This is a genomic window from Streptomyces sp. NPDC006368 (genome assembly GCF_040612535.1).
Classification (GTDB): Bacteria; Actinomycetota; Actinomycetes; order Streptomycetales; family Streptomycetaceae; genus Streptomyces.
In genome coordinates this window covers 86,499-111,636 of the sequence record NZ_JBEXQK010000011.1, presented here as the reverse complement: position 1 = coordinate 111,636, position 25,138 = coordinate 86,499, and the positions used below count along the sequence as shown (strand labels likewise).

General features: G+C 69.2%; 24 protein-coding genes and 3 pseudogenes. 14 read left to right on the top strand and 13 right to left on the bottom strand.

Annotated elements, in window-relative coordinates:
• Positions 1 to 162 precede the first annotated feature (162 nt).
• On the bottom strand, positions 163 to 1,023 hold the full coding sequence (locus ABZZ38_RS11965) for a hypothetical protein (RefSeq protein WP_356738396.1): 861 nt from the start codon (positions 1,021 to 1,023) through the stop codon (positions 163 to 165).
• Between the two features lie 161 nt (positions 1,024 to 1,184).
• The gene (locus tag ABZZ38_RS11960) at positions 1,185 to 2,261 is read right to left on the bottom strand and encodes an ROK family transcriptional regulator (protein WP_356738394.1); all 1,077 of its coding nucleotides are present in this window, start codon (positions 2,259 to 2,261) and stop codon (positions 1,185 to 1,187) included.
• Positions 2,262 to 2,314: 53 nt separating this feature from the next.
• On the opposite strand from ABZZ38_RS11960, the gene ABZZ38_RS11955 reads away from it, so the two are divergent.
• From ABZZ38_RS11955 to ABZZ38_RS11940, 4 genes are all read left to right on the top strand, one after another.
• Entirely contained in the window at positions 2,315 to 3,385 is a 1,071-nt protein-coding gene (locus tag ABZZ38_RS11955; RefSeq protein ID WP_356738392.1) for a Gfo/Idh/MocA family oxidoreductase, read from the top strand.
• Complete coding sequence (locus ABZZ38_RS11950; protein WP_356738390.1) at positions 3,382 to 3,861, top strand: heme-degrading domain-containing protein; 480 nt, start codon at positions 3,382 to 3,384, stop codon at positions 3,859 to 3,861. Before ABZZ38_RS11955 ends, ABZZ38_RS11950 begins: the two co-directional genes overlap by 4 nt.
• 165 nt (positions 3,862 to 4,026) lie before the next feature.
• Entirely contained in the window at positions 4,027 to 4,407 is a 381-nt protein-coding gene (locus ABZZ38_RS11945) for a hypothetical protein (RefSeq protein WP_356738388.1), read from the top strand.
• Positions 4,408 to 4,493: 86 nt separating this feature from the next.
• On the top strand, positions 4,494 to 5,045 hold the full coding sequence (locus ABZZ38_RS11940; protein WP_356738386.1) for a DUF4232 domain-containing protein: 552 nt from the start codon (positions 4,494 to 4,496) through the stop codon (positions 5,043 to 5,045).
• A 132-nt stretch (positions 5,046 to 5,177) separates the two neighbouring features.
• Here ABZZ38_RS11940 and ABZZ38_RS11935 read toward each other — a convergent pair whose 3' ends face one another.
• The 3 genes from ABZZ38_RS11935 to ABZZ38_RS11925 all read right to left on the bottom strand — a co-directional run bounded on the left by ABZZ38_RS11935 (position 5,178) and on the right by ABZZ38_RS11925 (position 7,226).
• Entirely contained in the window at positions 5,178 to 6,035 is an 858-nt protein-coding gene (locus tag ABZZ38_RS11935; RefSeq protein ID WP_356738385.1) for a fumarylacetoacetate hydrolase family protein, read from the bottom strand.
• A 117-nt stretch (positions 6,036 to 6,152) separates the two neighbouring features.
• On the bottom strand, positions 6,153 to 6,830 hold the full coding sequence (gene yidC / locus ABZZ38_RS11930; protein WP_356738383.1) for a membrane protein insertase YidC: 678 nt from the start codon (positions 6,828 to 6,830) through the stop codon (positions 6,153 to 6,155).
• Positions 6,831 to 6,914: 84 nt separating this feature from the next.
• Complete coding sequence (locus tag ABZZ38_RS11925; protein ID WP_356738381.1) at positions 6,915 to 7,226, bottom strand: DUF6412 domain-containing protein; 312 nt, start codon at positions 7,224 to 7,226, stop codon at positions 6,915 to 6,917.
• 92 nt (positions 7,227 to 7,318) lie between these two features.
• Between ABZZ38_RS11925 and ABZZ38_RS11920 the strand changes: the two genes are divergently transcribed.
• The 6 genes and pseudogenes from ABZZ38_RS11920 to ABZZ38_RS11895 all read left to right on the top strand — a co-directional run bounded on the left by ABZZ38_RS11920 (position 7,319) and on the right by ABZZ38_RS11895 (position 15,025).
• Complete coding sequence (locus tag ABZZ38_RS11920) at positions 7,319 to 8,332, top strand: SEC-C domain-containing protein (RefSeq protein WP_356738379.1); 1,014 nt, start codon at positions 7,319 to 7,321, stop codon at positions 8,330 to 8,332.
• A 190-nt stretch (positions 8,333 to 8,522) separates the two neighbouring features.
• Entirely contained in the window at positions 8,523 to 8,969 is a 447-nt protein-coding gene (locus tag ABZZ38_RS11915) for an excalibur calcium-binding domain-containing protein (RefSeq protein ID WP_356738377.1), read from the top strand.
• Between the two features lie 155 nt (positions 8,970 to 9,124).
• Positions 9,125 to 10,665, top strand: a pseudogene (locus ABZZ38_RS11910) (ATP-binding protein).
• Positions 10,666 to 10,675: 10 nt separating this feature from the next.
• Entirely contained in the window at positions 10,676 to 13,609 is a 2,934-nt protein-coding gene (locus ABZZ38_RS11905; protein ID WP_356738375.1) for a Z1 domain-containing protein, read from the top strand.
• 38 nt (positions 13,610 to 13,647) lie between these two features.
• Positions 13,648 to 14,505: an HNH endonuclease signature motif containing protein gene (locus ABZZ38_RS11900; RefSeq protein WP_356738373.1), complete on the top strand. Its 858-nt coding sequence runs from the start codon at positions 13,648 to 13,650 to the stop codon at positions 14,503 to 14,505.
• 40 nt (positions 14,506 to 14,545) lie between these two features.
• Positions 14,546 to 15,025, top strand: coding sequence for a very short patch repair endonuclease (locus tag ABZZ38_RS11895; RefSeq protein ID WP_356738371.1), 480 nt, complete (start codon positions 14,546 to 14,548; stop codon positions 15,023 to 15,025).
• Here the strand turns inward: ABZZ38_RS11895 and dcm are convergent.
• Both dcm and ABZZ38_RS11885 read right to left on the bottom strand, forming a co-directional pair.
• Positions 14,936 to 16,174 carry a DNA (cytosine-5-)-methyltransferase gene (dcm, locus tag ABZZ38_RS11890; RefSeq protein WP_356738369.1) on the bottom strand — a complete coding sequence of 413 codons (1,239 nt, stop codon included), beginning with the start codon at positions 16,172 to 16,174 and terminating at the stop codon, positions 14,936 to 14,938. The genes ABZZ38_RS11895 and dcm overlap by 90 nt on opposite strands.
• Positions 16,175 to 16,265: 91 nt before the next feature.
• The gene (locus ABZZ38_RS11885; protein WP_356738367.1) at positions 16,266 to 16,433 is read right to left on the bottom strand and encodes a hypothetical protein; all 168 of its coding nucleotides are present in this window, start codon (positions 16,431 to 16,433) and stop codon (positions 16,266 to 16,268) included.
• Positions 16,434 to 17,121: 688 nt separating this feature from the next.
• On the opposite strand from ABZZ38_RS11885, the pseudogene ABZZ38_RS11880 reads away from it, so the two are divergent.
• A pseudogene (locus ABZZ38_RS11880) lies at positions 17,122 to 17,535 on the top strand (DNA cytosine methyltransferase); the annotation flags it as partial.
• On the opposite strand, the gene ABZZ38_RS11875 reads toward ABZZ38_RS11880, so the two are convergent.
• The 4 genes from ABZZ38_RS11875 to ABZZ38_RS11860 all read right to left on the bottom strand — a co-directional run bounded on the left by ABZZ38_RS11875 (position 17,418) and on the right by ABZZ38_RS11860 (position 22,196).
• On the bottom strand, positions 17,418 to 17,759 hold the full coding sequence (locus ABZZ38_RS11875; protein ID WP_356738365.1) for a hypothetical protein: 342 nt from the start codon (positions 17,757 to 17,759) through the stop codon (positions 17,418 to 17,420). The pseudogene ABZZ38_RS11880 and the gene ABZZ38_RS11875 sit on opposite strands and share 118 nt — an antisense overlap.
• A 419-nt stretch (positions 17,760 to 18,178) precedes the next feature.
• Positions 18,179 to 20,008, bottom strand: coding sequence for a DEAD/DEAH box helicase (locus ABZZ38_RS11870; RefSeq protein ID WP_356738363.1), 1,830 nt, complete (start codon positions 20,006 to 20,008; stop codon positions 18,179 to 18,181).
• Positions 20,005 to 21,420 (bottom strand): transcriptional regulator, encoded by a 1,416-nt coding sequence (locus tag ABZZ38_RS11865; protein WP_356738361.1) that lies wholly within the window; start codon positions 21,418 to 21,420, stop codon positions 20,005 to 20,007. Before ABZZ38_RS11865 ends, ABZZ38_RS11870 begins: the two co-directional genes overlap by 4 nt.
• Before the next feature lie 92 nt (positions 21,421 to 21,512).
• Complete coding sequence (locus ABZZ38_RS11860) at positions 21,513 to 22,196, bottom strand: hypothetical protein (RefSeq protein ID WP_356738359.1); 684 nt, start codon at positions 22,194 to 22,196, stop codon at positions 21,513 to 21,515.
• Positions 22,197 to 22,434: 238 nt separating this feature from the next.
• Here ABZZ38_RS11860 and ABZZ38_RS11855 point away from each other — a divergent pair, with 238 nt between their 5' ends.
• Entirely contained in the window at positions 22,435 to 23,250 is an 816-nt protein-coding gene (locus ABZZ38_RS11855; RefSeq protein WP_356738357.1) for a hypothetical protein, read from the top strand.
• Positions 23,251 to 23,345: 95 nt separating this feature from the next.
• Here the strand turns inward: ABZZ38_RS11855 and ABZZ38_RS11850 are convergent.
• Positions 23,346 to 23,490 (bottom strand): annotated as a pseudogene (locus tag ABZZ38_RS11850) (IS630 family transposase); the annotation flags it as partial.
• 49 nt (positions 23,491 to 23,539) lie between these two features.
• Positions 23,540 to 24,196 (bottom strand): hypothetical protein, encoded by a 657-nt coding sequence (locus ABZZ38_RS11845; protein ID WP_356738355.1) that lies wholly within the window; start codon positions 24,194 to 24,196, stop codon positions 23,540 to 23,542.
• 287 nt (positions 24,197 to 24,483) lie between these two features.
• Between ABZZ38_RS11845 and ABZZ38_RS11840 the strand changes: the two genes are divergently transcribed.
• Positions 24,484 to 24,723 (top strand): hypothetical protein, encoded by a 240-nt coding sequence (locus tag ABZZ38_RS11840; RefSeq protein WP_356738353.1) that lies wholly within the window; start codon positions 24,484 to 24,486, stop codon positions 24,721 to 24,723.
• 47 nt (positions 24,724 to 24,770) lie between these two features.
• A complete protein-coding gene (locus tag ABZZ38_RS11835) occupies positions 24,771 to 25,073 on the top strand; it encodes a hypothetical protein (protein ID WP_356738351.1) in 303 nt (100 codons plus the stop codon).
• Positions 25,074 to 25,138: the final 65 nt, after the last annotated feature.

The window sequence follows — 25,138 nt, the reverse complement described above, 5'->3', positions numbered from 1 at the left end:
ACATGCGTGCGTGCTGGGGGACGCCGCGACAGCGCTGTGGCGGCGCCCCCAGATTAGTCACGATGCGGCGATCTTCACCCCGTCGATCACCCGGTACCGGTTGTCGGCCCCGGCGCGGCGGAAGCGGGGGCGGGCGCGGGGTGGCGCGGTGCTGTCGGCGGGTCAGTGCTTGCGGTGGCGTGACCGGCCGACCAGCACCTGGACCCCGGCGCCGACGAGGAAGGCGACGGCGGAGGCGACGGCCAGGAGGAGGGCGTTGAGGCCGGTCTTCGGCAGTTCCTCGGCCACGTCGGGATAGCCGGTCCCGGTCCCGGTTCCGGTCGCGGTTCCGGTCTCCGTCCCGGTCGCGGTTCCGGTCTCCGTCCCGGGTTCCGTCCCGGGTTCCTGGCTCGGTAGGGGGGCCTCGCCCTGGAGCGCGAAGCGGTAGTCGCCGGACTCGCCGACCCAGTCGCCGTCGTCGCCCCGCCGCTGCACGATGGCGGCGTTGGCGGTGACCTCGTCGGGCCGGGCGTCGGAGGTGAAGGCGAGCCGGACCGGGACGGTGACGGTACGGCCGGGCGGGACGGTGTAGCCGGGGAAGCCGTTGTCGAGGACGCCGACGAGTTCCTGGTCGTCGGTCTCCTCGACGGCCACCGGGTGCGGCCGGCCGTCCGCCCCGTCCGCGTAGAACTCCAGCTGTACCTGGGCCGGGGTCAGGTCCTGGGTGCGGTCGGTGAGGACGATGACGGGGTGGATGTTGCCGCAGGGCTGCTTGGTGGTGTTGGTGAGCTCGACGTGCCAGGTGTGGAAGCCGCCGCCGGGGTGGTAGGGGGCGGGGCCGCCCTTGATGCGCGTCTCGATGGGGAACGCGGTGTCGGACGCGTCCCCGCACGTCGGCTGCCGGTCGGGTACGGCGACGGCCTCGCCCCCACCGGGCGCGGGGGCCGCGGTCTCGGCGCGGGCGGCGGGCGTGGGGCCCGAGAGCGTCACCGTGGCCAGGGCGGCGGCCGTGACTCCGGTGGCGAGGGCGTTGCGCAGTCGCATGGTGCACCTTCGGCGGGCGGCGCGGACAGACGTGCCCCGAGTACCTCCCACGCCCGCGCGCCGGACCACCGCGAGCGCCGCCACATCCCGCCGTTCGACGGCGCGGATCCGCCCGATCGGCGCAACAGCCGGTGACCGGGCGTATCCCTTCGGGGCACAGCTCAGAGCCCGAACACGGGCGCGAGGACCAGCTGGGCCGCCCCCTCAGCGACCGGGTGGTCGCCGCCCTCGGCCAGTTCGACCGGCACGGCCTCGTCGCCGCCCTCACGCCGGGCGCGTTCCTCCAGGACGGCGCCCACACCTCGTACGAAGGGCCGTGCCGCGCCCGTGATGACCCGGCCGCCGAGCAGGACGCGGTCGATGTCGAGGATGCCCACGAGGTTGGCGGCGCCGACGCCCAGCACGCGGGCCGCCTCGTCGAGGTCGCCGCGTGCGACGGCGGCCAGGCACAGCGCCTCCAGGCAGCCGCGGCCCCCGCACCCGCAGGGGACGCCGTCGAGCTGCACGGTCTGGTGCCCGAACTCCCCCGCCCCGGTCCGCGGGCCTCGGTACAGGGCGCCGCCGAGGACGAGGCCGGCCCCCAGCCCCGTACCGAGGTGGAGGTACGCGAAGGACTGGCCGCCCCCGACGCGCACGGCGACGCGGAAGGCCGCCGCGTTCGTGTCCTTGTCGAGCACGACCGGCAGCCCGAGACGGTCGGCGAGGGTGTCGCGCAGCGGGAAGCCGTCCCATTCGGGGAAGCCGGTCACGCGGTACGGCACGCCCGTCGCGTGGTCGAGGGGGCCGGGCATGGCGAGGCCGACGCCGAGGACCGTCTCGTCCACGAGGTCCCCGGCCTCCCGGGCCACGGCGCCGATGACCGCCTCGGCGCCCGCGCCGAGGTCCAGCGGGCGGCCGGTGCGCGCGGCGACGACGGTGCCCGCCAGGTCCGCGCGGACGACCGTCAGCTCATCGCGGTCGAGGTGGATGCCGATGGCGTGGGCGGCGCCGGGGACGAGCCGTAGCACGGTGCGCGGTTTGCCGCCGGTCGAGGCGCGGCGCCCGGCGTCGACCGCGAGGCCCTCGGCGCGCAGCCGGGCGGTGATCTTGCTGACGGCCTGGGGGGTGAGGCCGGTGCGCTCGGCGAGTTCCAGCCGGCTGACGCCGTCCTCGCCGGCCTGGCGGAGCAGGTTGAGCAGCAGGGCGGCGTTGTGGTTCCGCAGAGCCGGCAGGTTCGCCCCCGTATCGATGTTCACCACCCCATTGTCGGGCCCGCTTGCACTTTGGCAACACCGTTGCTTAAGTGGGGGGCATGACAGGCACCCTGCGCGTCGGACTCGTCGGCTACGGCCTGGCGGGCTCCGTCTTCCACGCCCCGCTGATCGCCGCGACCGAGGGCCTGACCCTGGACACGGTGGTCACCTCGAACCCGGAGCGGCGGGAACAGGCACGCGCCGAATTCCCCGGCGTCCGCTTCACGGCCTCCGCCGACGACCTGTGGTCCCGGGCCGGGGAGCTGGACCTGATCGTGATCGCCTCTCCGAACAAGACGCACGTCCCGGTCGCGACCGCCGCCCTCAAGGCCGGCCTGCCGGTCGTCGTCGACAAGCCGATCGCCGGTACGGCGGCCGAGGCGCGCGGCCTCGCCGCGCTCGCCGAGGAGCGCGGCCTGCTGCTGTCCGTCTTCCAGAACCGTCGCTGGGACAACGACTTCCTCACCCTCCGCTCGCTCATCGAGCGCGGCGAGCTGGGCGATGTACAGCGCTTCGAGTCGCGTTTCGAGCGGTGGCGTCCGCGGCTGAAGGGCGGCTGGCGCGAGTCGGGCGCGCCGGAGGAGTTCGGCGGGCTGCTGTACGACCTGGGGAGCCATGTCGTGGACCAGGCGCTGACGCTGTTCGGCCCGGCGGTACGGGTGTACGCGGAGGCGGACGTGCGCCGCGCGGGCGCGGAGGCGGACGACGACACGTTCATCGCGCTCACGCACGCGAACGGCGTCCGTTCCCACCTGTACGTCAGCGCGACGGCGGCCCAGCTGGGCCCGCGCTTCCGGGTGCTGGGGTCGCGGGCCGGGTATGTGAAGTACGGCCTGGACCCGCAGGAGGCGGCACTGCGCGAGGGCGAGCGCCCGTCGCCGGGCGCAGCCTGGGGCGTCGAGCCGGAAGCGATGTGGGGCGCCCTGGGGGCCGGCGAGTCCCCGTCGACCGGCGGCGGCACGCCGGTCGAAACCCTCCCCGGTGACTACCCGGCCTACTACGCGGCGATCGCCGCCGCCCTGCGCGACGGCACGCCGCCGCCGGTCACGGCCCACGAGGCGGCGGCGGCGCTCGACGTCCTGGAGGCGGCACGCCGCTCGGCCCGCGACGGTGTGACGGTGACGCTGTGACGACGCCTCCGGCCGCCCCGACCATCGCCGAACTCGAAGCCGAGCAGGCCCGCCTCACCCTCCCCCACGTCACGTACGACGACGCCTGGGCGCTCGGCACCCTGCTGGTCACCCTGGCCCGCGAGCGCCGGGCCCCGGTCGCCATCGACATCCGCCGAGGCCCGCAGCAGCTCTTCCACGCCGCGCTCCCGGGCTCCAGCGCGGACAACGACGCCTGGATCGACCGCAAACGCCGCGTGGTCGAGCGCTACGCCGAAAGCTCCCTCCTCGTCGGCACCCGTTTCCGGGCGAAGGGCAAGTCCTTCGACACGGACTCCCGCCTGGACCCGGCCGTCTACGCGGCCCACGGCGGCTCCTTCCCGCTCACGGTCGAGGGCACCGGCGTGATCGGCACGGTGACGGTCTCGGGCCTGCCGCAACTGGAGGACCACGCGCTGGTGGTGGAGGCGCTGGAGCGCTTCATCGCGGGCCTGTAACGACGAGTGCACGCAGGTGCACAGCCGGAGGTCCACGCGGGCACGCCCCATCCGCCGCCCCTCACCCGTTCGGAGTAGTCAGAAGTCTCGGCCTCACCCGAACAGCCCTACGGTCGATAAGGCGTGTGATCAGTCACCGTCCAAGCTCTTCCGAAGGAGGCAGCCATGCGCTCCATCCGAACAGCCGCCGTCGCCCTCGCGGGAAGCGCCACCCTGCTGGCTCTCGCCGCCGCCCCGTCCGGAGCGGCCACGGCGGCGGCGACGCCCGCCAATCCCTCCGGACCCGTCGAGTCCGTGCTCTGCGGTTCCGGCTGGAACGGCCTGAGCGTGGTCGCGCTGACCACGAAGGGCAGTACCGCCTGTGGCACCGCCCACCGCGTGGCCGACGCGTACGGCAAGGCCGTCGAGGTGAAGTACCGCAAGGTCGTGACCCTCCATGTCGACGACGCGCGGTGGAAGTGCCGTGAGCGTCAGGGTGACCCCAACCCGTACACGGAGTGCGTCAACCTCAAGGACCGTGGCGAGAAGGTGCAGTTGGTCTCCTGACCGGGCCTCGCTCCGGGACCAGATCCGGCCCCTCCCCGGTCCTTCCCCCGGTCCACAGACGCGTCCCGCCGTAAGGAGGCCCGCGCATGCGCGGATACGCACACCTGACCGCACGCACCCTCGCAGCCGCTGCCGCGACCGTCACCGTCCTCGCGGCTGCCGCCGCCCCCGCCGCCCCCGCCACCGGCGCGTCGGTGGGGCAGGCGCCCTCCCCCTGCCGTACCGCCGACCTGTCCATGGCGTGGGCCAAGGGCGGTACGGCGAAGCCGGGTGGCACCGGCGACCAGGACACCGCCGTCGTCCGGCTCACCCACACCGGTGACCGTACGTGCACCCTCAAGGGTTTCCCGGACGTCGTGCTGCTCGACGGCACGGACCGCTACGACCTGCCCCAAGCCCAGGTCACGCCCTCGCGGGTGACCCTCGCCCCGGGCAGGTCCACGACCTTCACGGTCGTCTTCCTCAGTGAGAAGGACGACCCGAAGCAGGCGTTCGACGCCGTGAAGGTCGCCATCGCGGCGCCCGGCGACAAGGCGTCCAAGACGCTGCCGTGGCCGTGGGGCCCGGTCACGGATCAACGAAGCGCCACGCACCCCGGCAGCTACGTGCTCCCCGTCGGAGCCAAGGCGTCGTCGTAGCCGACGGACACGTCGGGCCACTCACCCCGCACGAGGAGAGTGGCCCGTTGTTCCTCCACGGCGTGTCGGGCGCACGGGGGCGCCGGCGCACCGACGTGCGGCGCACCGGCGTACATCGCACCGCGGAAGCGCTTACGCGTCCTTCAACTCCTGCCGCTGCCGGCCCAGCCCCTCGACCTCCAGCTCCACCACGTCACCGGCCCGCAGGTACGGCTTCGGCTCGGGCTGTCCCATCGCGACGCCCGCCGGCGTACCGGTGTTGATGACGTCGCCGGGGTGCAGCGTCATGAACCGGCTGACGTAGCGCACCACTTCGCCCACCGGGAAGATCTGGTCGGCGGTCGTGCCGTTCTGCTTGAGCTCGCCGTTCACCCACAGTTTCAGCGACAGGGCCTGCGGGTCCGGCACCTCGTCGGACGTGACGAGCCACGGCCCGAGCGGGTTGAAGGTCTCGCAGTTCTTGCCCTTGTCCCAGGTGCCGCCGCGCTCGATCTGGAACTCCCGCTCGGAGACGTCGTGGGCGACCGCGTACCCGGCCACGTGGCCGAGGGCGGCCTCCGCCGACTCGACGTAACGGGCCGTCCGTCCGATGACCACCGCCAGCTCGACCTCCCAGTCGGTCTTGCGGCTGCCGCGCGGTACGAGGACGGTGTCGTTCGCCCCGATGACCGTGTCGGCGGCCTTGAGGAAGACCACGGGCTCGGCGGGTGTCGCCGCGCCCGCCTCGGCGGCGTGGTCGTGGTAGTTCAGCCCGATGCACACGACCTTGCCGATGCGGCCGACCGGCGGTCCGATCCGCAGCCCGGTGGCGTCCAGCTCGGGCAGCACGCCGGCACCGGCGGCGGCCCGGATCCGGTCGAGCGCGGACCCGTCGGACAGAAGGGTGCCGTCGATGTCCGGGACGAGGGCGGACAGGTCACGCAGGACCCCGTCCCGGTCGAGCAGTGCGGGGCGTTCGGCCCCCGCCGTACCGACGCGCAGCAGCTTCATGGTCTTCTCCCTGTGGTCGAGGTGAGCCCCGGCCGATGGGGTGCGGCCATCGTCAGGATTGGTCGATCCTCCAAGACATCCGACCACCGGACAAGACGGCGTTCACACAGTGGACCTTTACCGACCAGTAGCTCCGGGGGTGTCGCGGTACAGATACGCACGCTCGGCGGCGGTCCACGCCGTGCTCGTGACCACGTACAGCGCGGCCGCCAGCGGCACGACGGCGACGGTGACGAGGGTCCCGAACCCCAGCAGCGGCATCAGCCCGGCGCCCGGCAGCTCGGAGCCGGCCATCTCCCTCCGCGTACGCCGGTACGCGTACGTGGCCACCGCGGCGACGATCACGAACAGCGCCGCGTACACCAGCCCGGACGGCCCGAAGAGCCCACCGTCCGCGACGGCCTCGGTCCAGTGCCCGCCGAGGGGAGCGCCCAGCAGTGTGTGCCCGCCGAGCCGGCCACCCGAGAAGAGCTGGTACATCAGAAAGAACGCGGGCAGCTGCAGCAGACCGGGCAGACACCCGGCATGCGGCGACACCTTCTCCGCGGCGTGCAGCTCCAGCACGGCCCGCCGCAGCCGCTCGGGGTCCTCGCCGTACTTCTCACGCAACCGGGCCACCTGCGGCGCGAGCCGCGTACGGGCCCTCTGTCCTCGCGCGGCGGCCCGCGCGAGCGGATGGACGGCGAGCCGGACGAGCGCGGTGAACAGGACGATGGCGGCGGCGGCGGCGGAGGTGTGGAACAGCGGCCGGAGCAGGTCGGCGAGGTGCTCGACCAGCGAGGCGAAAACGGACATGGGAGAGGAGCCCTCCGGGGGTCTCGTCGTACCGGTGTGGGATCGGCATGACGGAACGCGCGGAGCGACCTCTGGTGAGGACCCCTACGCGGCCGTCGGGACGAGACGGCCGGGCGCGCGGGGCCGCCTGCGCCCCGAGGCGTCGGGGTCGCGCTGCGGCAGGAAGGCGGTGCGTCGCTCACGGTCGCGAAGGGCGGTCCGCACCCGGGTCGGTGTCACCGCGGGCACGCGGCGCGCGATGAGGACGGCGCGGGCGACGAGCGCGTACCCGGCGGCGGTGAGCGCGACGGCGGCGGAGAGGGCCCCGCCGTCGGCGTACAGGCCCTCGGCGAAGAGGAAGAACAGCACGCCGGCGAGCCCGCAGGTCACCAGCGACCGCGCAGCGCTCCCGAGCATGAACCCCTCCTCCCCTTCCACGCACTCCAACGTGCCCGCGTCACACCGGGTTCCCCGGCCCCGGCACGCCGCACAGCAGTACGGTGTCCACCATGCGCCCCGACACGCCTGCCGACCACATCACCGAAGCCGAGCGCCTGCTGCGGACTGCGGCGCAGTACCCCGAGGACCGCGAACCGCTGCTCCTCCAGGCCGCCGCCCACCTGGAACTGGCCGATGCCCGCGCCCGCGCGACGACGCTGTACGACGACCTCCTGGCCGCCACGCCCCCGCCGGAGAACCCGCATCTGATCAAGGCTCTCAAGGCGGCGAACCTGTGGGAGTACGGCCATGAGGCCGAGGCCCGCGCGATCATCGACGGCCTGCGGGCGGCGTCCCCCTCCGACGCCGCGGCATGGGAGATCATCGCGGAGACGCTGGAGACGCACGACGAGCTGGAGTCCAGCGAGGCCACGTTCAGCACCGCCGTCACCACCCTGCTCCCCTCACCGGACGACGAGGTCCCGTACCCGAGCCAGTCCCTGCTGATGGGCCGCCACCGGGTCCGCCGGCTGCTGGGCCTGCCCCACGACGACTGGGACGTCCTCGCCGACCGCCTCCACCGGGGCGCCGTCCCCCTCGACGAGCTGCACGACCCGAAGCGCCTCTGGTCCCTCGGCTCCTCCGACCCCGCCGAGCTCCAGGCGGAGATCGCGCGCCTGCGCAGCGAGCTCGGCTCGTACCGCACGGCCCTCTCCCGCCCCTTCCCGGTGGCGGTACTGCTCTGGCCGGCCGGCGAACTGGACGAGCTGCTGGCGGCCTACCCGGAGCTGGAGTCGGAGTACCCGACGCACGCGGCCCACCTCACCGACATCGAGGCGTCCCTGCGCGAACTCTCCGCCGCGGGCACCCCGAACCTCGGCATCGTCCAGGGCACGGTCCCGTCGTACGAGGCCTTCGCGGCCTCCGAATCCACCTCGCCCGCGAACGCGTCGCTGCTCCCCCAGTACGCCACGACCCTCGCCGCCCGCGGCCGCGCCACCCCCTGGCCCCCGGCCCGCACGTCCCCGTGCTGGTGCGGCTCGGAGGCGGCGTACGGGGAGTGCCACGGGACGGCGGAGGTGTGAGCACCGGTTCCCGGCGGGGTGCTCATCCCGCCGGGAACCGATGGCGGGTGACGTGACGTGGCGTCAAATTGAGCGTTCCCCTCCCCTTCACGTTTCAACTGCAGTACTTTCACAATTAACTACTGCCGTTGACTGGCCCTCTGTTCCCCCACACAGCCCCAGTCCCTGTGTGCGAGGGATACGTGTGCCCATGAGCAACTCCTACCAGCAGCCGTTCGCCCCCCGCCCGCTCCACCGCATGAAGCGCGTATGGGCGGGCGGCTTCCTGCTCCTGCTCATCGGCTCCGGCTGCGGGGCGATGCGCTCCGACGACGCCGCGAAGCCGGCGGCCAAGCCCGCCCCGGCCGCCACCGTGACCGCCACGGCCACGGCCACGGTGACCGCGACCCCCGCCGCCGCCCCGGCCCCGGCCCCGACGGTGACCGCCACCGAGACCGTCACAGCGACAGCGACAGTCACTCGCCAGGCCAGCGCCAACGACGATCCGGGCAGCGGCGGCGACAGCGGCGCGGACGTCTCGTACAGCAATTGCACCGAGGCCCGCGCCGCCGGCGCCGCCCCGGTCCGCCGAGGCGAGCCGGGCTACGGCCGCCACCTCGACCGCGACAACGACGGCGTGGGCTGCGACAACGGCTGAGCGCACGTGACCAAGCCGTCACTCATCACTTGGAGGGACTCTGTGTCCCCCCGTCCTCACCTGCAGTATTTTCACACTTGACCGTTGCCTTCCGACTGGCGCTTACCTCCCCCACAGCTGCCCAGTCACGTTTTCTGTGTGTGCGAGGAAGACAGATGCCCTACGAGCCCGGCGCCGACTGGCAATACGACGTCCCCACCAGCGGCAGCAAGCGGCTCCCGCCCGCGGCCCGTTACGTCCAGTCCTTGACACATCAGGAATACGGCTTCGAAGCCGCCCTTGCGGACCTCATCGACAACTCGATCGACGCGGGGGCGCACAACGTGGTCGTGAGCTTCTTGCGCGACGAGGACCGCCTTGTCTCCCTGCTCGTCATCGATGACGGCAGAGGCATGAACGAGGAGCAGCTAGATGTCGCGATGACCGTTGGTGGTCAGCTGGAATACGCCGACTCCGCACTGGGCCACTTCGGCGCCGGGCTCAAGGCCGCCTCGCTTTCACACGCCAACGCCCTCACCGTCATCAGCCGTACCAAGCGCAGCCCGTCAGCGGGCCGTCGCTGGCTCACCACGCGAGCGCAAGCTGACTTCACCTGCGACATCGTCGACGCCAAGTACTGCCAGGACCTAGTCGACCGCTATGACGGTGTCATCGGCTGGCACGGGACCATCGTCCGCTGGGACGGCGTCCGGTCGTTCGAGACCATCACCGCGGGCCAGACGGACCGCTTTCTGAACGAGACCATTGAGCGGCTTGAAACCCACCTCGGACTGTACCTGCACCGGTTCCTGAACCGCGATGACTTCCACATCGACATAGTCGTCGAGGACGTACATACACGAGACGAGCTTGACCACCGAGGCGTCGAGGCGATCGACCCATTCGGTTACCGCATCCCTGGCCGCGCCGGCTTTCCACGCCCGTACACAGCGCCTGTGGAAGGGGTCGGTGAACTCCAGCTGACCGCACACATCTGGCCCCCGAAGTCCCCGCTGGTGGCCTACCGCGGCATCGGGCCGCTCGCCGATCGTCAGGGCTTCTACATCTACCGTAACGATCGGCTGGTCCAGGCGGGCGGTTGGAACGGGACGCGGAGCGGAGAGACCCACCACAACCTGGCCCGTGTCGCAATCGACCTTCCGGCCCAGCCGAACGATGTCTTCTCCCTCACCGTCAAAAAGGACGGTGTAAATGTCACCCCTGCCTTCGCACGCGGACTGGAGAAGGCTGCCGACGCCGACGGCAACTCGTTCACCTCATACCTCGCCGAAGCCGAAGCGACCTACCGGGAGGCCGCCCGCCGTTCCACCGAAGTGCAGCGCAAGGAGGTCATCCCGCCGGGCAAGGGAGTCGACCCCAAGCTGAAGCGGACGCTTCGTGACGAGCTGCCTCAGATGGAGGGCGAGGACCCGATCACCTTTCGCTGGGAGCCTCTCGCCGAACACGTCTTCTTCGACATCGGTCGCGAGGAGCACGTTGTACGGCTCAACAGTGCATACCGGTCGGCCTTCAACGGTGACCGGCGGGCTGGGTCGAACGACGCGCCCGCGCTCAAGGCCATGCTTACCTGATGCTGGAGAAGAACTTCCGGATGGGCCGCTCCAGCGCACAACGCGACGATGAAATGGCTCTGTGGAACAGCGTCCTGCTATCGGCTGCGCGCTGCGAGATCGCCCGCTTCGAGAACGGCCGTTGAGGACACCGCGATGACTGACCACCTGCTCAATCTGCACGGTGACGTGCTGGCGGCGATGCGACGCGGCCCCCGGCCGTTCGCCAAGCTGGCTTCCGTGATGTCAGAGGACGCGCAGTCCGAGGACACCATCCTTGCCAGCTTCCGCGACCGCCTCGCGGCGGCCAGTGCCAGTGATGATCTGGCGACCCTGTGGAAGCGCACCCTCATGGCCTGGGATTTCGACAAGCACGTCGCTTGGTCGAGCGCCTCACCGCACACGGAAGAACGACGCAGCGACGCCTACGACCACCTGGGCTTCGACGCCGATGTACGCAAGGCACTCGACACCATCGCTCCGGTCTTCAAGGAGCCGGGCGCTGCCGTCATCAGCCGTGACTTCAAGCCCTGGTACAGCCGGGAGATCGCCGCCAGCCGTTCCTTCTACTGGACGTCATACGAGCATCTACTGCGACGCAAGGGCTGGAGCGACCACGCCGTCTCCTCGCTGGACGAGGCGTCGCACGCAGTCGTGGAGCGCCTGTCGGACCCCACACGCGCCGAAGCGTACGGGGCCAGAGGGCTGGTCGTGGGATATGTACAGTCCGGCAAGACGGCCAATTTCACGGGCGTCACGGCCAAGGCCATCGACGCCGGCTACCGCCTGGTGATCGTCCTGGGCGGCACACTCAACTTGCTGCGCAGCCAGACACAGCGCCGGCTCGACATGGAGCTGATCGGCCAGGAGAACATCTTGCGAGGCGCCGACCCACAAGACCTGGATGCCCTGGTGGACGTGGACTACCAGGGCGACGAGGACTGGCCCGAGAAGTTCGTATCCCACGGCGCCCGCCCATCCCTGCTAGGTGCCTTCGACATCGAGCGGCTCACGACGCGGGACGACGACTACAAGTCACTGCTCAACGGCATCCGGGCTCTAGAGTTCGAGAAGCAGTCGCGCGCTCTGCCGCTTTACCACCCAGAGAACCTGCACCACGCCGCGGCCCGGATCATGGTCGTCAAGAAGAACAAGTCGGTCCTCACGAAGCTCGTCAAAGACCTCAAGAAGATCGGCCCCATTCTGGGTGAGATCCCAGCCCTGATCATCGACGACGAGTCCGACCAAGCCTCGGTCAATACGGTCGACCCGAAGAAGTGGGAGGCGGGCAAGGTCTCCCGTACGGCGATCAACGGCCTGATCTCCGATCTGCTGAAGGTTCTGCCTCGCGCGCAGTACGTGGGCTATACCGCGACACCGTTCGCCAACGTGTTCGTCGATCCGGGCGACCACGACGACATCTTCCCGCGGGACTTTCTCATCTCGCTGCCGCGCCCGACGGGTTACATGGGTGTGCAGGATTTTCACGACCTTGATGATCCTGCCGGGGTGGCCGAGGAAACCCATATTCGGGGTATCTACGAGGACACGGGCGATCGCCTCCAGGAGGCGATCGACTCCTTCTTGCTCACGGGCGCGCTGAAGCTGTACCGCGCCTCGCGCGGTATACCGGAAGGCGCGTTCCGCCACCACACGATGCTCGTCCACGAATCGGTCCGGATGGACGATCACGCGGACCTCGCCCTGCGCATCAACACCATGTGGCATCAGTCCGGCTACACAGGCCCGGATGGCCATGCCCGTCTTGAGGCTCTCCTGACCGCGGATTTCCAGCGTTACGCCGACGGAGACCTGCCTGCCCCGGCCTCGTACGCGGATCTGAAGCCCTATGTGTCCAGGGCTCGCCAGCTCATCAACGCAGGTGGCAATCCCGTCATCGTGGTCAACGGTGACACGGATCGCTATTTCTCCCAGATTGACCTGGACTTCGACCGCACACCGCATGTCTGGAAGATCCTGGTAGGTGGGACAAAACTGTCCCGCGGCTTCACAGTGGAGGGCCTGACAGTCACCTATTACCGGCGCACGACACGGCAAGCGGACACTCTCATGCAGATGGGTCGCTGGTTCGGGTTCCGTCCGGGCTACCGGGACTTGGTGCGTCTCTTCATCGGGCGCCAAGAACCCCTCACCACAACCAAGACGGTGGATCTGTACGAGGCTTTCGAAGCCATCTGCCGCGATGAGGAGACGTTTCGCGCCCAGCTCACCAGCTACGCCGAGCTGATCGATGGGAGGCCCCAGCTGACGCCGGAACAAGTTCCCCCGCTGGTCTCTCAGCATCTGCCCTGGATCAAGCCATCAGCCCGGAATAAGATGTTCAATGCCGAGCTCGTAGAGATCAGGTCCCCCGGACAGTGGGTAGAGCCGACGGCATACCCGGAAGCCAGTGGGGAGCTGCGGCACAACACTGAGATGTGGCGACCGGTCCTCACAAGCCTCAGTCAGGACCCAGTTCCCTTTGTCCATCTGCCCGCGAGTGATCGTGGAACGTACACGACGTATCTCGCGAAGACGTGTGTCATAGCGCATTCCCAGATGCTGGAAATTATGAGCGGTCTGGTCTGGGCCCGGCCCGATCTCTTCGCCCCGCATCTGCGATACCTCCGGGACACGTCGGACGCAGGGTGCGGGACAGACTCCTGGGTCGTCATCGCGCCCCAGACGACGGGGGTCAAATCCGTCAGTGCCAGCATTCTCGGCAGTGGCCCCCTGAGCCTGGTCCAGCGCACCCGCAAGGCTCGGGGGGTCTTCAGCCGCATCTCGGGTATGGCTCACCGCCAGCCCGCGGAGCGGATCGCAGGTGCACGGCCCCTCGTGGACGATGATCCCTGTGCCGGGCAGTTCTACGCCCCTCGCCGCGGGGCGATCTTGCTGTACCCCGTGGTCGACACGGATCTGGGAGCGCCTGCTTCCGTAGCCCAGCGTGGCGGGGCCGACCCGGGAAAGCTGGTCATCGCCGCGTCGTTCATCGCCGCCGTCGACCACCAGGCCAAATCTGTCCCACTGGTCCGCTTCCGTACCATCGACTCGTCCGCCGCAGGCCCGGTGATCACCGACGCTCACTGAGGAGTTCGCCCACACACGCCACGGATACGCAGGACGGTATGACGGATCAGAACCAGCCCCGCCCGCTGCCGGCTCCGGGCAGCCAGGAGTTGCAAGGCCTGGTCCCGGACGTGGAGACCCGGGCCGTGTACCAGGTGCTCTACGAGTCGCGTGAAGCCCCGTTGGGGATGGGGGAGATTAGAAACCGTGTCGAGCTCCTCACCGGCAAGGCCAACCTTCAGACGGACCGCAGGCTGCGTTCCCTGCGAACGTACTTCGACGTGCCTGCGACTCCCGTGGCCGGGAAGAGCAACGGGTTCGCCTACCCGCTTCTCGGCTGGAAGCCCGATGCGGATGAGCGGACTGCCCGCAAGGCCATCAGGGCTGCCGATAGAGCTCTCACCCTCCACGCCTACGGCTACCGCTGCGCGGCGTGCGGCCGGTCGCCCAAGGAGGACGGGGTCAAGCTCGTCATTGATCACAAGGTGCCGCTGGACCTCGGCGGAACCAATGACCCCGAAAATCTGCAGCCCCTCTGCGTCGAAGACAACCACGCCAAGCAGGCGCTCTTCGCGGACCACGAGGAAAATGCCGGGGCACTCCGGGGGGCGATGGGCCTGCCGGAGGTCCACTTGCGCATCGGTGAGCTGCTGAAGGCCCTAGCGGGGCAACCGGTCCCCAAGGAGCTCATCGTGCTGGTCGCCCGGGAGGAGAACCACGGCGATCCGACCAGACGCCTGCGGGAACTGCGATCACTCGGCTGGAAGATCGCCTTCTCCAAGCGGAAGGATGGCCGTAGAGTCCGGTCTTTCTATTCCCTGGAACACTGGGAATCCTGGCCCGCCGGAGGGCCCCAGGCGGCAGTGGTCAGACTAGAACGCGCGCGCAAGAGGGCTCAGCGCCGAAGGGACGACTGACGCCAGCCCCGACCAGAACGAAGATCGCAGGAGTACGCAGGTGAATGACCCCGAGCCCTGGGTCCCCCCGGAAGGGTCCTGGGCATCGTCCGCCGGCAGGCGCCGCAACATGCAGGCGATTCGCAGCCGGGACACCACTCCCGAGCGCGTACTCCGCCGGCTCCTGCACGCCCAGGGGCTCAGGTACAGAGTGGCAGCCAAGCCACTGCCCAACCTGCGCAGGACGGCGGACATCGTCTTCCGGCCCACGAAGGTGGCTGTTTTCATCGATGGCTGCTACTGGCACGGCTGCCCAGAGCACTACGTCCCGCCCAGGACAAATCCCGGCTACTGGTCAGACAAGGTCGCGGGCAATGTGGCCCGCGACCGCGACACCGACCGCCGTCTCGCCGAAGCCGGCTGGACTGTTCTGCGCTTCTGGGAGCACGAGTCAGCTGAGGAGTGCGCGAGCACTGTTCTCCGCGTCGTCCTCGATCGTCGGAAGCGCCTGCTGGAGCGGAAGCTCAGGAGCAACGAGTGAAGGGTCGTCCTCCGGCTCGAAGTCGGGGCTGGGGTCTTCGAGAAGCGGTCCCGTTCGAAGCAGAGCTTCCTTGATGCACTCACCGACTGCCGCAGCGACGGGCGGCGGAAATGCATTACCCACCTGCCGGTAGCGAGTGGTTTTCCCGCTGCCGACGAATTCCCAGTCCTCAGGAAACCCCTGGATGAGCTTCGCCTGGTCGACCGTGAGCTTGGGTCCTTTTTCGAGGTCGCCGAGATCACGCTTAGGATCGATCATCTTGTCCGGGTCATTGGCAACACCCATAGCGTCGATACCGAGCGCAGCCCATGCCCTTTTTGCCCTGGTAGGCCCGAGGTCCGCGCCACCATGCTTTTTGGACCCGCCGACGAGTGTAGGAGCAACCGTTCCAAGGCTGGCATTCTTCAGCCACTGGATGAAACGAGGATCATCTTCGCCGCCGAGCCGCTCCATCATGGACTGTTTCAGCGCTTTCGCGACTGTCACAATCTCTTTCTGCGGCTTGGGCCAGTCGAAGCCACGGTAATGGTCCTCGCGAATGGCAACAAGGATGGCCCGCGGCCGGAGCTGCGGTACGCCAAAGTCCCGTGCCTCCAGAACCCGCCAGCCGCAAATCACGTAACCAGCCTTGCGGAGCCGGTTCTTGATGTGGTTACGGTAATAACGGAATTTACGCTCGGGCACCACCAGCCCTCGTACGTTCTCGATCATCACCGCACGCGGCTGCAGCTCCTCAACGAGATCAAGCATCCTCGGGAACAGATCACGCTCGTCTTCGCGCCCGAGCTGCTTCCCAGCAGCGGAGAAGGGCGGGCACGGCACGCCACCGGCCAGGAGATCAAGCTGGCCCGGCTTGATCTTTTCCGCTGCCTCTGCTGAACCGCGCTTGCCGTCCTCGTACGCGTCAGGATCCGGCACCTCTTCAAGCGGCCGGAACTCCTTGACGTCCACTTCACGGATGAGGCAGTGCTCCCTCTCCCAGCGCCACTCCGGCCGGTTGTCGATGTTGCGCCTCAGCGTCTGCACAGCGTGCTTGTCGATCTCGACGAGCGCGAGGTGCCGGAAGCCGGCCTGATGGAGCCCCACCGCTTGGCCACCGGCTCCCGCGCAGATCTCAATTGAGGTCAGGCGGTGGTCGGCGGTTGCCATGGGCTCCTCCAGGTGCGGTGATAGCAGACACGCAAGTGTCGCATCCCCCACGGGCAACAGGGGCACAAGGCCGGCCGTACATCACTCCCCGCTATCTGCTCCTCATCAGTGCTTCCAGGTCACGCTCCAGCTCTTCGCGTACGGCGGCCGGCATCTGCCGGTACATGCCCCACGCCGCCTCAGCCGCGCTGAGCGGACGGCAGTCCGCTCTCATCCAGGCCAGCAGGTCCCGCTTGCCGCGGAGCAGCAGCTCCTTCATGCGGTCCAGGCCTGGTCCTTGGGCATCTGCACACCTGTGAGGTGCTTCACGGTTTCGGTGCAGCGAGCAGATTCGGTGATCAAATCCTCGGTGCTCCCTGCCGGACCTGTGTGGGCTGACGTGATCAAGGGTGAGACGCGCACGGCTGCCCGGCTCGTCGGCGTACTCCTCACCAGCCGCCACCCCGCAGCGGCGACACATATGACCGTCCCCCTCATACACGTACCGCCGCGTCCTGGCACTGATCTGGCGCAGGCCCGCCGCCCGGTACTGCGGCTCCCAGACCAGCTGCCCGGTCTTCTCCAGACAGAGCTGGTCCGGCTGGAGGCCGTACGTCGAGATCACCCAGCCCGCGGGGCGCAGGGCGCGCATACGGCGGTCCACCTGCTCGGACCCGTTGATGGCTGCCCGGATGCGCGCCTTCGAAGAAGGTGCCACCCTCGCCCACCTCGTCCCGGAGCCAGAGCGCCACCCGGATCCGGACGCCCCCAGCGACTCATTACGCCAGCTCAAGCCCTTTTCGGGCACATTCCCGGCAGTCGATCAAGCGTTCTTAAGCCCACTTCTTCGGGCAGAAGACCCAAGCACACCCGCAGGCTCATCGACGGTGGTTGGTGAGGTCCTGCGCGCCTCCATGGCCGCTGGTGGCTAGGGGCTCGCAGACGACTGGGCCGGACAGGCCCAGCGGATCGCTCCCACACTGTGCGGCGGCTCGAAGAAGCATGGAGGGCCGGACCTCCGGCCGTCACGAGCCAGGCGCGCATGGGCCGAGATCGGCGTGAACGGCGCCGGCGTCGCTGATGCGCCTCCTGGCCCCGGGTCCCAGCTCCCGGTGAAGCTCACCATTGCTTAGATGGCGCTGCTCCAGGGCCTCCCCTCTGACTGGATCTTCGAAGGATGCAAGAGCTCGGCGTATCGGCAGGTAGGTAACGCCTTTCCGCCTCCCGTGGCCCGGGCTGTCGGCAGGATCGCGGCAGTACTGACTCAGGACAACCAGGCGGCCTCAGCCAGCGACCACCCCCAGACCGGCAGGTGCGGCGCCGCCTCTCCTGAAACCAGCCGACTGTCATTGCGCCCCACGATGCCGCGTGCCAGGGCGTGAACCGGGACGGCGAACCGGGCAGACTCCCAGGTGCCGTTCCTGTGCCGGTCCTGCGGAGCGGCGTGGTACAGCCACTCCCGGCTGACCGTCATGACGTTCAGTGCGCTGCCGTCCGCCCCCAGCAGGACCGCTGTCATGAGCCACTGGGGGTCCTCGCACATCACCTCATACTCATGGCGGCTGAGGTGGACGACGAGACGAGTTGGATCGGTCGTCGTCTTCACCTAATGCGGGCGGTCTCCCGGCTCGCTCCCTCCACGGCTTCAATGTCATAGCCGTACGCGTCTGAAAGCGCGGCTACGTGGCTACGCCGACCGCCCCGCAATCCCGCAACAACTGGAGAACCGCTAGCTCACCCGCAGCGCCGGTCTCCCGGTTGGCCTCTTCTGCGGCTGGGTCCCAGAGAACCCGTGCAATGCGGGACGCCGCATTCCGGTCCCGGAGATCGCACTCACTGACTGACACGACCGGTCGATCCCGACTGGTGAGGAGACCTGCCCGCCGCAGCCACGCCAGACCATCGGCGTACTGGACTGGCGTCAGGTCGGCATAGTCCGGGTGATGAGTGAACAAGGCCCGGACCCGGCTGACTTCCGATACCCGGAGCTGCTCCAGCCAGCGGAGCGCCGCACGTCGCGTCCCTTCACCGGGATACACGTGCGTCCAGGTGGTTGAGTAGCGCACGCACATCGGCCATGTCCATCCCCGCAGCGAGGGAGGGCTCCTCCTCCAGGTCAGCGAGCTGCTGTACCGATGGGTCGTCCAGAATCCGCCCCATGAATTCGAGTTTCTCCTCAAGGCGGAGGGCGACCACGTCGTCGATGGTGCCTTCGGCGGCGAGGACGGTGACCCGCGTCTCCGTGCCCGGAGCAAGTCCTAGGCGGTGAATGCGGTCCAGGCTCTGCAGGAACCGTCCCGCCATGAAGTCGCGGTCCACATAGACAGCGTCGTGGCACACGTGGTGAAGGCTGATGCCCTCACCGAGGGTGGCGGGGTTGGACAGGAGGACATGGCAGTCCGGGTCCTCCCTGAATCTCCTTATCTGCTCTTCCCTGTCTACGGTCCCGCCATGGACCACGGCGGGCTGGTAGGGCGTGAACAGCCTCTCCATGGTAGTGAGGCTGCGCACGAACGTCGTCCACACGAGAGTTTTGCGTCCTACCGCCGCGTTATCGGCGACGATGCTGAGTGCCTCCTTGTACTTGGGTGACAGCTCGTAACTGGGCAGGTCCCGCAGCAGTGAGTACAGCGAGTCCGTCTCCGGGACCGCGAGGGGCGGGACGCGGTACACGAGCGGTGCATACCGGCTCTCGCCCTCCACGAGAAGAGCAGGGCTCGTCGCTGCCATGAGCAGCCGCAGCATCGCCTTGCCCAGGGCGTCGAAGTCTGATCGTGATGCCTCCGCACGAGCGGTGTAGCGACCGACGAGCGCGTCGTACACCTCCCGGTGCAGCGGTTCCAGCTGCACACGACGGATCCGCGTCTCGAAGGGGGGCAGTCCCAGTTCCCGCTTTGTCGTCCGTGTGAACAGGGGCCGAAGGACACTGCTGGCGTACGCAAGGTCTCCTCCGGCCACGGCCTGCGTCACGACGCGACGCCCATGCCCTGGCCAGACGAAGGAGAGCAGGTTCTCCAGATCCCGCGCCCCGTTCGGGGCCGGCGTACCTGTGAGGATCAGGCGCCTGCGAGAGAGCGGGCCGAGCGCCATACACGCGCTGCCGTAAATGCCCTGGGCACCGAGCTTCATCCGGTGCGCCTCGTCCAGGATCAGCATGGACGGCGCGGCCCTGAGCCAGGCGGCAAGGGCCGCGAGGGACCTGTCCAGCCGCTCGTAGTTGATGATCAGAACCTCAGCGGCTTGATCCGGGCTGCCGTCCATGACCTTGGCGATAAGGGGCTCCCTGAAGCACGCCTGACTCTCGTACAGCCAGGATTCATACGCCGACTTGGGGCTCACGACGAGCACTCTGCGCACCTCGCCCCGAGCCCGCATCGCGGCGAACAGGGCTAGCCCCACACGCGTCTTACCGGCACCCGGTACGGAAAAGTTGGCTCCGTGCCGCATGGACAGCAGATGTGCGATGTCCCGTCGCTGGAAATCGGTGAGGTTGGCACACCATGCCTCCCCGAGGAGTGCCGGGACGCTGTCCGAGTCGACAGGGGCGGCAGTGCCTGGGTCCCGCAGGCGGCTGTGGGCCGCCTCAGCGTCGTCCAGAACACCGCCTACGAGTGCGGCGAGTTCCTCTTCCCAGCTGACGGTCTCCGCGTGCGGCCACGTGCCCAGTGCTTCGAGGCCGGTGAGGAACTCATCGAGTTCCACCTCCGCGGAGAGGAGCGCGCGCTGCCCCGCTGCCGGGTAATGGCCGACGAGCTTGGCGAAGTCTCCCTCAAGTCCGGGAGCAGCCCGGAGCACGGCTCTCGTCCGCGTGACGTCGAAGGCGATACGCAGAGACGGTTCTCCCGCGGTGATCACGTGCCCTCCTGCCGGACTGCCTCAAGAAGCCACGACACGCCATCGCCCGGCGCGCTGATGCTGCGAGCTGACTCGTGGGCAAGTTTGCCGAGTGTGGTGCGGAGCTTCATGACAGCCTCGTCAAAGGCTTCCTCGTCGAGGCTGCGGGATGCGCGGGCGAGTACGAGATCGGTGACGCACTGCTCGATGTCCTGGCAGGCATCGGCCAGGCGGTCGGGCGCGGCCTGCTTGCGCTTCCGAATGCGCGCGTCCTTGCCGGCCGGTTCCAGGGCAGACTCGATGGCCTCGTGGGCCGCTGTGAAAATCTTCGAGGCGGCGGTGCCACGCTCGGAAAGGTTTCCGCCCTCCGCCGACTCAACGGCCTTGGCCCGGAGAACCATGTCGGTCAATGCCTTCGCTTCAGCCACCTGCGGCGCGGCCGAGGCGACGGAGCGGTTGAGGCCCGGGATCGCCACAGCCGATGTGGTGCCCGCTGTCGTCCTCAGCTCTTCGGGAAGTCGCTGGTTCAGGTAGCGGTTCCTGAAGTCGGGCTCGATGAGGCGGACGTCGGTCTTGGAAAAGTTGAGCACGATGGCGACCAGCCGGGTCTCTTTGAGGAGTTCCGCGTTATCACGGCTGACTGCCGCTTCTTTGACGTACCGGCGATGCAGCTCCCGCAGCTTCTCCTGCTGCTTCTCGAAGTCGAGCAGCCGGAGCTCTGCCTCGCCGTCCCTGGACCTCTCGATGAGGTCCCGGAGGCAGGACAGGATCCAGAGGTCCTGCTTGCAGGTGTCGACACGGATGTGGAAGTCGCGCGCGATATCCGACAGCTGCTTGCCCATGACGTGCTGCTCCTCGATGGCGAGCAGCCGGTTGATATACGAGTAGTCCCGCCGGCGGTCAGGCCGGAGCTGCAGCGAAAGCTCTACGGCGTTGATGTCATCCCAGGTGCAGGACGCTGGCAGCACACCGACGCGCATGTGGGTGACACCGAGCTCCTTGAGCGCGGCCCGCCGGGTATTGCCGTTGACGAGGATGCCGTCACGGGTGATGAGGCCGGGCTCGTTCTGCTTGAACTCGCGCAGGCTGTCCTTCAGGGCATCGAAGTCGGGGTCGCGCTTCGAAGGGTCCGCCGGCTGTGCCTGGAGCAGGTAGTGGAGGTAGTCCTGGCTGTCGGGCTGCCATGCGTCCTCGTCCAACAGCAGGTCACGCTTGGGGTCGTGGCTGCGCTGCGCCCGGATCCGGTGGGTGCCTGGGTTGTAGTAGAGCGAGTCCACCGGCATGTCGATGACCTCGACGCTCAGGGGCTGCGTGCGCCACTCGATGGTCAGCGTCTCGCGGACGCCACTGCCGCTCGTGGCCTCCTTGAGCCTTTGCTCAACCAGCGTGCGGTTCTCCGCGGCCAGCGGTGGCCGGCCAAAATCCTTGCTCACAGGGGATGCTCCTACTCGAGACGTGATGGTGGGAGTCCGCCACGGAGGCCGACGGCGCATCGGCCTCCGCACGGGCATGAGGACTGAGGGGATCAGCCGGCCGGTGGTGCCAGCACCTTACGCACCTGCACCCGCGACTCCTCCGGGAGCGTCCGGTAGTCCGCCCACAGCCGCTCCACCGTGCTGAACTCGCGCTTGTCGTCGGCCACCCACTCGGCGAGCATCTTGCGCTCGAGGCTGCCCAGGCCGGCGATCGCTGACAGAACCGCGGCCAGGTCCGTGTGCTTCCCGCGGCCTCCCACCCGGCAGCGGTTGCACTCCGCCACCAGCTCGGTCCGCTCGCTGCCGTCCGGCTGCTTCACCACCCGGCGGGCGATGTCCAGCTGCGCCGTCTCATAGGTGCCGGCATAGGCTTCACCCGGCGCGATCCCACACGAGCGACAGAAGTGACCGTCCCTCGCGAGCACCTCGCGACGCTGCGTCATTGTGATCGACGTGCTGGGCCGGGACCCCTTGCCCGGCTCCCAGACGGGCTCACCCTGCCGCACGAACCGCTGCTCGTGCTGGCCAAGGGAGGCGTCCTCACGGTTGGTGTCGATCTGCCAGCCGTGGTCCCGCAGGTCGCGCACCCGGCGGTCGGCCTGGCTGACGCCCGGGAAGGCCTCCTTCACGTCTTCCTTGGTGAAGACGTTCCCCTCCCCCACCACGGTGACGAGCCACAGTGCGGCGCGCTTCATGGTGCCGAGCTTGCCATCCGTCCACGAAGGCAGATCCATCACGTTCCCCTAACGCCAGGTTCCGAAAAAGGAGCGCTCCGAGCAGGTGGCCCTGACCGGGTGGCGCTGTTCAACGATTGCCTGTCACCGACCGGAAAATCCAGCCCAGCCAGGGAATCCACGGCAACGCGTAGTACGCGGCAACGCGTAGATCACAGCGGCCGCGACCTCTACCGGTACGCCCGCCGAGCTAGGAGAATTGACTCCCTGTCAGTTCACCGACCGTGGGGGTTATGCAGTGCCCGAAAGATCGACCCGGCTGCGCCCCGCTCGCCCAGAGCTGTCCCCCGCGCATGCCGAGTTCGCTTCCGCGCTCGACGCAGCCGTCAAGAGCCTCGGCTTGGCCCAGTACCGGATAGCCGCCAAGTCCGGCATCCCCGCGACGACGCTCTCCGGCTACCTGTGCGGCCGCAGGCTGCCGAAGACCAGGGAGGCGCTGGACCTTGTCTGCGTCACCATGGAGAAACACGCCCAGGCGGCCAAGCGCTCCCTGCCCTACTCACGCGCGGAGCTGCACAGACTGTTCGAGCTGGCACTTCGCGAGCGTTGGGATACCCGCGTCGGCTCGGTTGCCGGGAGGGGGGAGCCCACTCCGGCGGCACAGGAGCAGCCGGCTTCCCGCCCCACATACCCGCGACGACGTCTTCAGCGACGCGTCCGCCTGTACGGGGGGCGGCGCAAGGTTCCCCATTCTGCGGCACGCACTGCGGTGCCGGTCCCCCAGGGTAAGGGGGACCGGCACCGCACAGAAGCCGTCAGCACGGCACCATGGGCGGTCGAGGCAGAGGAAATCCGCCGCCACTTCACCGAAGGGCGCGACTGGGACGCGTATCTGATGCTGAGGAACGCGGCGAGTACTGTGCCGGCGCATGAATTCCCCGGCGTCGTCTCCTCCTGCCGGGCGGCGGGCTTGGAACAAGCGGTGGAGACTCTGTTGAAAACGGCCGCCGAGCGGGAAGTCCGCGCCGTTCTCAGCATTACCGCCGCCTTGCATGAACAACGCCAGTACGAGGACGCCGGAGTGATGCTGGCCGCGGCTCGCGGCTCGCTCTGATCACCTGACCGCACGGCCGTCAAGCCGCCTCTGCCTCGGTCTCCGCTGCGGAGTGCCTCTGCGCCCGGTTGAGGGTGTCACCCGGGGCTCTTGTGCTCCACGGCCCGGTGCCGGCGGTGTAAGGAGCCGATCACCTTGCCAGTGGTGACCTCCAGGGCCGCGGACAGTCGTGCCGGCGCTGACGCAGTCGTGGCTGCGGCGCTCGGACACTCCGGGCGCCATCGGCAGCACAGGCTGGGAGCTGGCCCTTCATGCCGGATGAGTGACACCCCGTGCGACAGCTCAACCGTCACCACGTCATAGCGCGGACAGCCGCCATGACGCACGGATCACCCACCAGGTGCCCCGCATCCAGCTCGCCCAGGAGCTCCTCAGGCCTGCAGAGCGCCCGCTGGGCAACTTCCGCAAGGAGTCGGGTGACCGCCTCCCCGCTGTCCAGGTGCGGGATCGCGTCCGACACCGCTCGGGCCAGGGGTGCGCAGGGCAGGCCCTGGACCGGGGTGCGGGGGGCGCGGCGCATGGTGGGGTGGACGCGGACGTAGGCGTGGCCGCGGAGTGGGGCGCGGTGGGTGACGAGGACGTCGACCTTCGGGAGTGCGGCGAGGGGCGGCGCGGACTCGACCTCGTGGAGGGCCAGGACCGCCGGGCCGGTGAGGAGGGCGTCGGGGCCGGCGTACAGGAGGGCGCCGCGCAGGCGTTGGCGAGGGGTGGGGGTGGTCGTCTGGAGGACGATCACCCGGGGCAGCAGACGGCGCCAGGGGCCGGCCGGGGGGCGGCATCGGGCGGGGATCGTGGAGGACGCGCAGCCGAGGTCCATGAGCTGGTGGACGGTGGCCACTCCGTCCTGGGCGAGGACGAGCGGGTCGGTGGCGAGCGGGTCGGCGACGAGCGGGTCGGCGGCGAGCGGGTCGGCGGCGACGTGGGGGCGCGGCGTGGGGGTCGGCATGCGCGGTTCGTGCCCGTACGGCGTGGGGGGCCATGCCTCCGGCGGGCGGTTGTTACCCGGTGGTGGCAGGAAGGGTCCTGCACCGCCCCCGATGGTCACCGATGTTCGGCAAGCCGTCACCGTGGGGTGAGGGTGCGGTCGGCCGGCAGCCCGTCGGCCGTGTCGGGCCGAAGACGCGCACGTTGAAGGACTACGACACGCACGGCATGCGCGCCGACCTCCCGCCGGAGGCAGGTCGCGCGCCGGCCACTGCCACTCCACCCCCCGAACGACAGGCGGATCAGATCATGGCCCGACGGCTCCTCACCCCCTCCCACGCCCGGCCGGTGCGCTTGCTGCTGCTCGGGGCGCTGTGCTCCATGGGCGGGGCGCTCCTTGTGAGGGGGGCGACGCTGCTCCTGCCCGGAGAGGTGCTCCGGTCCATGTCGGAGCGTACGTACAGCGCTCTGGTGCTCGCCATGACGTTGGTCCTCTGCGCGGCCGTGTACGTACGGGGACGCCGCAAGCGGTCGCGCCCGTCGCGTTAGCCTCTGGGCAGGGCATGTACACGCGTGCGGAAGGCAGGACAGCGAAGATGGCCAGGATTCCGGCAGCAGCCGTGGCGGCGAGTGGGCTCGTCGGCGGGTACGCCGTCGCCCGGTGGACCAAGAAGCGCCCCCTGGGCGGGGTGGCGCTGGCCGCCGCGGGGGCCGTGGCCGCGCGGGAGTGGCAGCAGCGGAGCGGGGGGAAGGCCGCGGCCGGGCTCACCGCGGCGTACGTCGCCGCGTTCGCCGGGTCGCACCCGCTCGCGAAGAAGGTCGGGGCGTGGCCGGCCGTGTTCTCGGTGGCCGGGGCCATGGCCGCCGCCTCGTGGGCGGTCAGTCGCAGGAGCGCCTGAGCCGCGCCGCACCGCGCCGCACCGCGCCGCGCCGCGCCGGCCGAGTCGCCGCCCGGGTCGTTGAA